The 9,053-nt window shown below is 42.4% G+C and carries 6 protein-coding genes; 5 read left to right on the top strand and 1 reads right to left on the bottom strand.

Annotated features, from left to right (window positions below; all coding sequences use genetic code 11):
• Positions 1-76: 76 nt before the first annotated feature.
• The gene (locus JMX95_RS12950) at positions 77-1,651 is read left to right on the top strand and encodes a GAF domain-containing hybrid sensor histidine kinase/response regulator (protein WP_227676069.1); all 1,575 of its coding nucleotides are present in this window, start codon (positions 77-79) and stop codon (positions 1,649-1,651) included.
• 305 nt (positions 1,652-1,956) lie between these two features.
• On the opposite strand, the gene efp is transcribed toward JMX95_RS12950, so the two are convergent.
• Positions 1,957-2,532, bottom strand: a complete 576-nt coding sequence (gene efp, locus JMX95_RS12945) for an elongation factor P (protein ID WP_045444336.1) — start codon at positions 2,530-2,532, stop codon at positions 1,957-1,959.
• Between the two features lie 167 nt (positions 2,533-2,699).
• Here efp and epmB point away from each other — a divergent pair, with 167 nt between their 5' ends.
• The 4 genes from epmB to JMX95_RS12925 all read left to right on the top strand — a co-directional run bounded on the left by epmB (position 2,700) and on the right by JMX95_RS12925 (position 8,885).
• Positions 2,700-3,707 (top strand): EF-P beta-lysylation protein EpmB, encoded by a 1,008-nt coding sequence (gene epmB / locus JMX95_RS12940; protein WP_201561022.1) that lies wholly within the window; start codon positions 2,700-2,702, stop codon positions 3,705-3,707.
• 220 nt (positions 3,708-3,927) lie between these two features.
• A complete protein-coding gene (locus JMX95_RS12935) occupies positions 3,928-5,688 on the top strand; it encodes a hypothetical protein (RefSeq protein ID WP_201561021.1) in 1,761 nt (586 codons plus the stop codon).
• A 354-nt stretch (positions 5,689-6,042) separates the two neighbouring features.
• A complete protein-coding gene (locus JMX95_RS12930) occupies positions 6,043-8,130 on the top strand; it encodes an EAL domain-containing protein (RefSeq protein ID WP_201561020.1) in 2,088 nt (695 codons plus the stop codon).
• A 290-nt stretch (positions 8,131-8,420) separates the two neighbouring features.
• On the top strand, positions 8,421-8,885 hold the full coding sequence (locus JMX95_RS12925; RefSeq protein WP_193836992.1) for a c-type cytochrome: 465 nt from the start codon (positions 8,421-8,423) through the stop codon (positions 8,883-8,885).
• The last annotated feature ends 168 nt before the right edge of the window (positions 8,886-9,053 follow it).

Below are 9,053 nucleotides of genomic sequence, written 5' to 3'. Positions count from 1 at the left end.
ATATGACACCTGCTGAGTACAGGCAGGTGGCTTAATTATTCTACGATGATGTTGTGTTAAGAATGGGGTATTTACAGTGGCTATTTGCAATTATACCGTGCTTTCTAACGACGTCTTTGTAGTACCGGATTTAACCAAAGATAGTCGCTTTAGCCACAATCCCCTAGTGACAGAATCGCCATACCTACAGTTCTATGCTGGTGCGCCAATTATCTTGCATGAGGACAATAAAAGCTATCGTTTGGGCTCGCTGTGTGTGATGGATATGAAGCCCAATCATGACTTTGATGAGCAAAAAGCAAAGGTGTTGGCTCAATTTGCGATGATGGCGGCAGATGCCTTGCAGTTACAGGATAAGCAGCGTGATGCCAAACATGCCAATGAGATGAAATCAGACTTTTTGGCCAATATGAGTCATGAAATCCGCACCCCGATGAATGGTATTATTGGTATGGTGGAGATGCTCGGTGAGACCAAACTTAGCAGTGAACAACAAGAATACGTGGACAATATCAAAGTTTCCAATGAGCATTTGATGGCGATCATTAACGGGATTTTAGATTTATCGAAAGTAGAATCTGGGAAAATGACCATTGATTCTATTCCTGTTAACTTATCTGCATTATGTAATGAGGTGGTCAGCCTCTTTGCTGTCAAAGCACGTCAGCGAGGGCTCATTTTAGACTACCATTATACCGAGTCGTTATCGCCCTATGTGCAAGGCGATCCGGTACGCCTCAAACAAATTTTAGCAAACCTTGTTAATAATGCGATTAAATTCACTCGTGAGGGTGGGCGAGTCAGTATTGATGTCAAACATGTACCCAATTGTCATTGTGATGGTTTTGACGGTGACAGCGCTGACCAATATCGCGCTCAAGGCATTTCGGCAAGTGATCTCAGCAAAATAACGGCTCAAGAAGCTATCAGTAATACCATCTATCATGAAGTCATGACCTTATGCATTGAAGTCACAGATACGGGTGTCGGCATCAAAGCTGAGTCATTGGATGCGATATTTGATGCTTATGACCAAGCAAATAAATTTACCCACCGTCTTTATGGTGGCACAGGTCTAGGACTCTCGGTTTGTAAGTCTTTGGTTGATTTGATGGGCGGTTATATCGATGTGGATAGCGAAGTGGGTGTTGGTACTACGTTCAGTGTTTTATTGCCGCTACCGACTATTGATGAAAACCAGTATGAGATGTGGCAAGATTCAAATGACTTTACGATGATTGAGCCGACCCATGAGCGTGCTGGTCATATATTGTTGGTTGAAGACGATACCGTCAATGCCATTATCGCTAAAAAAGCCCTGAATAATAGTGGTCATACGGTCACGCATGTCACTGATGGGCAGCAGGCCATTGAAATTTTTGCGCTCTCACCTGAGCGTTATGATGTCATTTTAATGGATCATCACATGCCTATTTTAGATGGCGTACAGGCCACTATTAAATTGCATGAACTCTATGATCCTCAATCATTACCACCTATTATTGCGTTGACCGCCAATGCAATGGATGGTGAGCGCGAAAAGTATTTAAAAGTTGGGATGCAAGATTACTGTACCAAGCCTTTTAAACAAGAGCAGTTGAATGCATTGGTACAATATTGGCTGATACAGAAACACTCATCAGCAGAGTAGTGGTTTGGTAAAAATGTATAGAAGGTTATTTATCATCGCTGTCATCAATACCGACAGTTCATCCACTATAAAAAACCACAGCGTTAACCTTGCTTGACATACTCCATATGAATTTTTACTCGGTTGCTTTGGAGTACTTTTTAATCAAATCAACTACAGAGACAATATTAAAAAAATATTCATAAATAAAAAAAGCTGAACCGCTTTATCAGTGGTTCAGCTTTTTTGTGGAATAACAGCTAGAGGCTAACTGTTAAGTTCTATTATATAAGTCCTATTATGTCGAGCGCTATGACTTTTACATACTATTGGCTAACGCGAGTTTGATAGTCACCTGTGCGAGTATCAACACGTACGACTTCTTCTTGTTGTACAAACAATGGCACACGGACGACAGCACCTGTCTCTAACTTGGCAGGTTTGCCGCCACCACCTGAAGTATCACCACGCACACCAGGATCTGTTTCAGTGATTTGCAACTCAACGAAGTTAGGCGGTGTTACTGAAAGAGGAGTACCGTTGAATAAAGTGATGGTACATAGTGCATTACTGTTTTCTTTTAGCCACTTTATTGAATCGCCCATCGCTGTTTTGTCCGCTTGAATCTGCTCAAAACTTTCAGGGTGCATGAAATGCCAAAACTCACCATCGTTATATAGATAGTTCATTTCAGTATCCATGACATCAGCAGCTTCTAAGCTATCGCCTGACTTAAAGGTTTGTTCCAATACTTTACCACTACGAAGGTTGCGTAATTTAACACGGTTAAAGGCTTGACCTTTACCTGGTTTGACAAACTCGTTTTCAAGAATGGCACAAGGGTTGCCATCGAGCATGACTTTTAGACCAGCTTTAAATTCATTAGTAGAAAAACTTGCCACAAGAAACTCCTAGGGGTTATAAATAGGGTGGTAGATAAGGGAATGAATAGCTTGCTGCGTTAAAATCGCTTATTACGCTAAGTGTTTAAAGGATAGGTCGTATGCTTTGATAGGCTACGCACTAAGCGCGTATAATAGCGACTTTTGGGCACAGGTATTAGGTTGTCATGATAAACCATTTAATCACACAAAAAAACTGGCAAACGCAATTATCCGAGGCCATTACGTCTATCGATGAGCTGTTAAGCATCCTAAGGCTAGAATCATTGCGTGCAGAGGTTTATGTACCTAAGCATTTTGAGCTGCGCGTACCACGTGGATTTGTGGCAAAAATGAGTATCGGCGATAGCAATGATCCTTTACTGAGACAAGTATTGCCTGATCAGCGCGAGCAAATCAAGGTAACGGGCTATGTTGCAGATCCCTTGAGCGAGAATACGCAAAACCCAGTCAAGGGTATGCTGCATAAGTACCAATCCAGAGTATTATTGACCGTGACAGGTGCTTGTGCCATTCATTGTCGTTACTGTTTCCGTCAGCATTTTGACTATAGTGCCAATATGCCGACGGCTGATGCCAAAGAAAATATTATTGATTACATAACTTCGCACCCTGAGATCAATGAGGTGATTTTGAGTGGCGGTGATCCACTGAATGTGACAAATAGACGCCTGTTTGCTTGGCTAGATACTTTAGAGTCACTTCCGCAATTGACCACTATTCGTCTGCATACACGCTTGCCGCTGGTCATACCAGCACGTTTGGATGATGCATTATTGACCAGACTGTCTCAAAGTCGCTGTCATATTGTGATGGTCATCCACTGCAATCATGCCAATGAAATCGATGCCTTAACAGCAGAGCATCTGCAACGTGCTCGAGCGGCTGGCATAACGTTATTGAATCAAGCGGTGCTATTAAAAGGCATCAATGATAGCGTTGCTGTTCAAACACAATTAAGTCAGCGTTTGTTTTCCGCTGGTGTGTTGCCTTATTATTTGCACGTACTGGATAAAGTGGCTGGTGCCGCACATTTCGATAATGATGAACGCTTCGCAATTGAGCTGTATTGGTCATTGTTGGCAGCACTCCCTGGTTACTTGGTACCCAAGCTGGTACGTGAGCTACCAAATAGACCGTTCAAGGTACCGATTGATATTTACAATGATCGTTAATATAGGCATTATGGTATATTGAAAAATTAGTGAACAAAGCGTGGTTTTTAGAAGATGGGAGTGCGGTTAGATGATGCTATAGAACGTAATCGTTACTAAAAATGGGTGCTGTCGATTTTGATGGTTGCTGCTGATTTGTATCTTTTATCTTGTGTTGTTGCATACGGCATGGTTGAATATTTGCCTCCTGCCAAGTTACTCAAGATTACTAGGAATACTGATGATAACTTTATCGACGTTTCAAGAGCACCTATCTTCTACAGAGGCATTGCCCCTAGTTTCTAAGCGATCCGCTAATGGCCAAGAAGGTTATTTGCTAAAATTGTTGGCAGCGTTACCTTCGCAAACGCAAGCACAGCAAGCTGAACAATTAGCAAAAATACTTACGGTACTACGCGTAGCTAATATAGATGATTCGCAACGTCTTACCCTTATGGCGACAGTGATAGACGCCTCAGATCAGTTAATTGCCACTTTGCGACAGTCTTATATTTATGAAACAGGTGCGCTTAGCGACATTCAAATGGGTTATGTGGCTCAAATAAAGTCGCTATATTATTCAATGATTATGGTCTATGACAGAGTGATACGTCATAAAACTTCATTGCTCAATAATCAGCGAAAATATGCTGCAAGTAATGGCTGGCAGCGCTATTTTAATGTTGATAAGTCTTCATCAACGACACTCGCCATTGCTATTTACCAGACGCTGCAGATGTATCAGAAGCTATTGGGCGAAGAAGCACTGTGCTATCAAAAACCCTCATCTTACTTATGGCACAAAATCAATCAGCTGTATTACCTTGCTTATCAGTATCATGCGGCTGAGATTAATATGAGTGTGATGATAGGTACTCAGCGTGCTAAGACAGTCCATCAGCTGTATTGCCAAATTTGTTTATACAGTCTATTAAATGTACGTGCCATGCGTCGTCCCAATATTCTGCTCGTCCAACGTTTGTTACCTGAATGGGCTAAGCATATCGTTGCGACGATTGAGCCAACCACCGAGACCCGCGTGTTCGTTGATTTACAAAGTGACAATCCGCCAACTTACCTGACGGCCAGCTCTACAATCAACCCATACGACAATCGCTATCACTGTTTATTCATAGAAATTGCCCCGCTGGTTGAGTATCTTAAACGACGCAAACAGGCTTTAGTTACGGAAGGGGGTGACGGCGTTGAGAGTCACTTGCTTAATAAAATAGCGATGACGCTCAATTACCGCTATTTACAGCCGCCGCTCACCCTAGCGACTAAACATAGTGCGAAAGAAGACGCTGTTTTGATTACAGGTTTTAATAATATTCATTATCGGGTGAGCCATTCGCACAGCTTTACCAGTTTAATCGCTATAAAAGAGTTACCAGATGAGCAGCGTCCTCGTTATGATACCGTGAATAAAAAACAAGACAGCAGCCACGTATTAGCCAGTGAAACCTTTGATCGTAATGATGATTTATCATTATTTCGTACCCTACGATTATTACCAACAGTAGATATTTTAAATAAAGACCGCTTTCATAATGATGGCTTTCATAAAGACAGTCTTAACATAGTGGCTGATGAGGATACATCTGCGACGACTGCACCGCCAGCATTACATATGATGAGCCTTTTTTTGGTCTGTCGATCTGATACAATCACGCCGCCTGATTGGTCAATGGGCGTGGCGCGCTGGCTTGATTTTGATAGCAAAAACCCAGAGATCGAGTGGCAAGTACTCGGACATCAGCTAGTGGCTTGTGGCTTGCGTTTAGAAGGTAGAGAAACGCGTAGTCGCCATTTTGTGCCAGCATTTATCCTTGGTAGAGATGAGCGACTACAAACCACTGGTACTTTGATTGTACCGACTTCTTACTTTCAGACCGATGATAGAGTCATTATGCGTATTAATAGCAAACAAACCCCTTTACGTTTGGGACAGAGGTTGCTGATTACGGATGAATTCAGCCAGTATGAGGTGGTGCAGCTGTAGTTTGTTTGAGCGTCTATTGAAAAGTTGTCAAATAGTAATGTCAATAAATACTGGTTTAAAGGTTACTTCATTGAATTTTTTTATTCGATAATAGCAGTGAATAAATGTACTGAATAATGATGATAAGTTAGTCTGCAATCAGTCAAGTTATTGTCTATAATGATTGATACAGTTATGTTCGTTTATATGATGTTTTTGCTTCGCCAAGATGTCGCCTTGATTCGAAAGACGATGCCAATCTACTAAAAACCGCTAAGCCTATCCCTGATAGTATTTTCCTTGCTAGGTTAATGCTTGGAAAAGGTGTAGGGTATCAAACATAAAAATAAGATCACAAGATCCAAAAGGCTTCTTATGCGTACTCAGTCCATCTTAAACCTTTTAGTCATTGATGACGATCAGCTCTACGCTGAGCGTCTTGTGCACTTACTAGGTTGCTATTATGACACCATCAATTTAGGGTTTTTGGACGATAAAGAGGAGCTGTTAAAGTCACTTCGACAACCGTGGGATGTCTTGGTGTTTGGCAATGCTTATGATATGAGTTTCACCGATGTGGTGGGCGTCGTTCAAGAGCAAAGTATTGATTTGCCTATGATCTGCCTATTCAATGAAGAGATGGCAGCGTCCGCCAATAACGATGAGGGGCTACCTGATATTATTAGCGGCACGATGGTCAAATCGCTCAAAGTAGACCAAGAGATGGCAGTAGTAATGTCTATCTGTCTACAGCATGATAATTTACGCAGTCGTCGTGAGCTTAGAACGTTGCGCCATGTTCTCTCTGAAGCAGAGCAACGCGCCAACGTATTGATTAAAAACTCTAAAAGTGCGGTTGCTTATATTGATCAGGGTATCCATATTTTTGCCAATGACCCTTATCTTCAGCTTTTTGGTTTTGAGTCGATTAATGATGCCATAGGCGTGCCTGTTGTTGACCTGATTGCAGGCGGTGATAACGTTAAGGGTTTCAAACAGTTTTTACGTCAATTTGATAAAGGCAGCCGCCAAGAAGTCGAGTTCAATTTTGAAAGTAAGCGGATGGATGGCAGTACTTTTGAGGCAAAGCTACAATTGGCAGCAGCGACCTTAGATGGCGAGCCAGTGACGCAGGTTATTATCCAACAAAACCATAATAACAGTGCGGAAGTCGCCAAGCGTTTGGCGGCCGCTGAATGTAAAGATAGCCTGACAGGAATCAACAACCGCCGCGGCTTTGAAGAACAAATGGCAATCGTGTACCAGCAAGCACGTCAAGGTGTACTGACGGCTGGGCTTTTGTATATTCAGCTCGATAATGTCGGTAAAATAAGAAGCAGTCTAGGTTTGCAAGGGGTAGATGCGACCGTCAAGCAAGTCGCCTATGCGTTAGATGAGCTGATATCAGACGGGCATGTGAGTCGTTTCAGTGATACCGCCTTTACCATACTGGTCGAGGACAAGAGCACCACAGAGCTTGAAACACTGGCTAAGCAAATTGGTTCACGTATCAGTGATATGCTCATTGAAGTAGATAAGCGTACGACCAGTACGACTGTCAGTATTGGTATTGTCAAAATCGAAACCAATACAGCAGAGCCAAGTATCGTGCTCGAACGTGCGATGGATGCTATCAATCAGATTATGATAGAGACCTCTAATCATGGCGGCACTTATCATTTGTACGATCCAAGCGAGCATGCCAATAGTGATGATCATGCGCTTGCCGAATCTTTAGTTGATGCCATTGCCAATAGCCGTTTTGAGCTGTCATTCCAGCCAATATATGATATTAACAATGACCGAAGCGACTTTTTTGAAGTATATCTGCGGTTGCCATTGGCGGATGCGGACAATACGATATTGACACCTGATCAATTTATGGCAGTCGCCAAGACGCATAAATTGCTCGAAAAAATAGATCGTTGGGTGCTCATCAATGCCTGTAAAAAGGTCAATGAGGTACGTAAAACACATCCTGAAGCCAGATTGCTAGTGCAATTGACTAGTGCCTCATTGATAGACAAAAAACTGCCTAGTGTTGCCAGTCAGCTTATAAAAGCGGTGGGCGGTGCAGCTGGTGTGCTCACCTTGCAGTTCAACGAAAAAGATGTCTCAGACCATCTCACAGTGGCAAAAACACAATTTGCCGCCCTTAGCCAAGTCAGCTGTCAGATGGGCATCAATAATTTCGGTTCTTCTGCTAAATCCATAGAGATTGTCAGTTTTGTGCAGCCAGATATGGTGCGTTTAGCACGCAGCTATGTGGATGGCATTGACTCAGCAGACAATTTAGAAACTGTCAAATCACTTATTATGCGTACGAATGAAGTCAATGTGGACGTATTGATGCCTTATATTGAAGATGCGGCAACCATGTCCGTTGCTTGGAGCGTGGGCGCGCGCTATTTACAAGGCTATTATTTAGAAGAACCCAGCAGTACGATAAAAGTTGCGACCTAAAGTCATTGAGAGTGCGTTTGATATGCAACTATCAACAGTGCCTATTTATGGAATATTCTACACGGCTTAATCGTTCATAAATTCTTTATCGTCATACATTACAAAAGTTTTACTCAAACTGTCCTATAAGCGTTGTTTATTGGCTCGATATGCCCCAATAAATAACGTTATGTTTTTACAAACAGCTATTTAGACGTGAAGAGGGTTCCACTTTGCATGTGTTTGACCCTTACCTTATTATCTATATTGTTCACCTATAGCTGACACTCCTTAACCAAAGATTGCCGAAAATGCCCATCATTAATAAATATCAAATAAGCAGTATATTTGCTGCTGTTTTATTGCTCAGCGCTTGCGGAGAAAGTACGCCACCGGATCATCGTGCTGCTGTGACATTGCCGCTCTATACGGAAGGTGATGCTGATAACGGCGCGATCATTTATCAAGACGCTTGTGGTCAATGTCATCAGCTGAATGCGGGGCTCAACAAAAAAGGTCCGCAGCTGATGAATATATACGGTGCGCCCGCCGCAGAGCTAGAAGATTACACCTATAGTGACGGGCTAAAAACATCAGGTTGGGTATGGGATGCGCAAACGCTCGACCCTTATATTGCAGATGCAGAAAAAGCCATGCTAGACTCAAAAATGCTATCAAACCCGATGCCCGATGCGCAAGAACGCGCAGATGTCATCGCTTATCTGTCAACGCTTCGTGCCGCCGTGCCGATAATTGAAGATGACTCAAAGCAATAGCCAGTTTATGGTGTGTCCTCAAGCTAAACGAAAGCGACTAAATGGGCTAAAGATGGTTAAATTTTGCCAAATCATGTCAAAAAATTGGTTAATATCTTGATGGTATCTGTGCTATTTTCCTTGTTTGGCTGCCATTTATCTCATTTTTATCACCACTTTCAAAATAAG

Origin of the sequence: Psychrobacter sp. NC44 (assembly GCF_904846655.1) — a bacterium.
In the GTDB taxonomy this organism is placed as follows: Bacteria; Pseudomonadota; Gammaproteobacteria; order Pseudomonadales; family Moraxellaceae; genus Psychrobacter.
The sequence above is the reverse complement of the archived record's forward strand: the minus strand, read 5'-3'. Positions and strand labels throughout refer to the sequence as shown.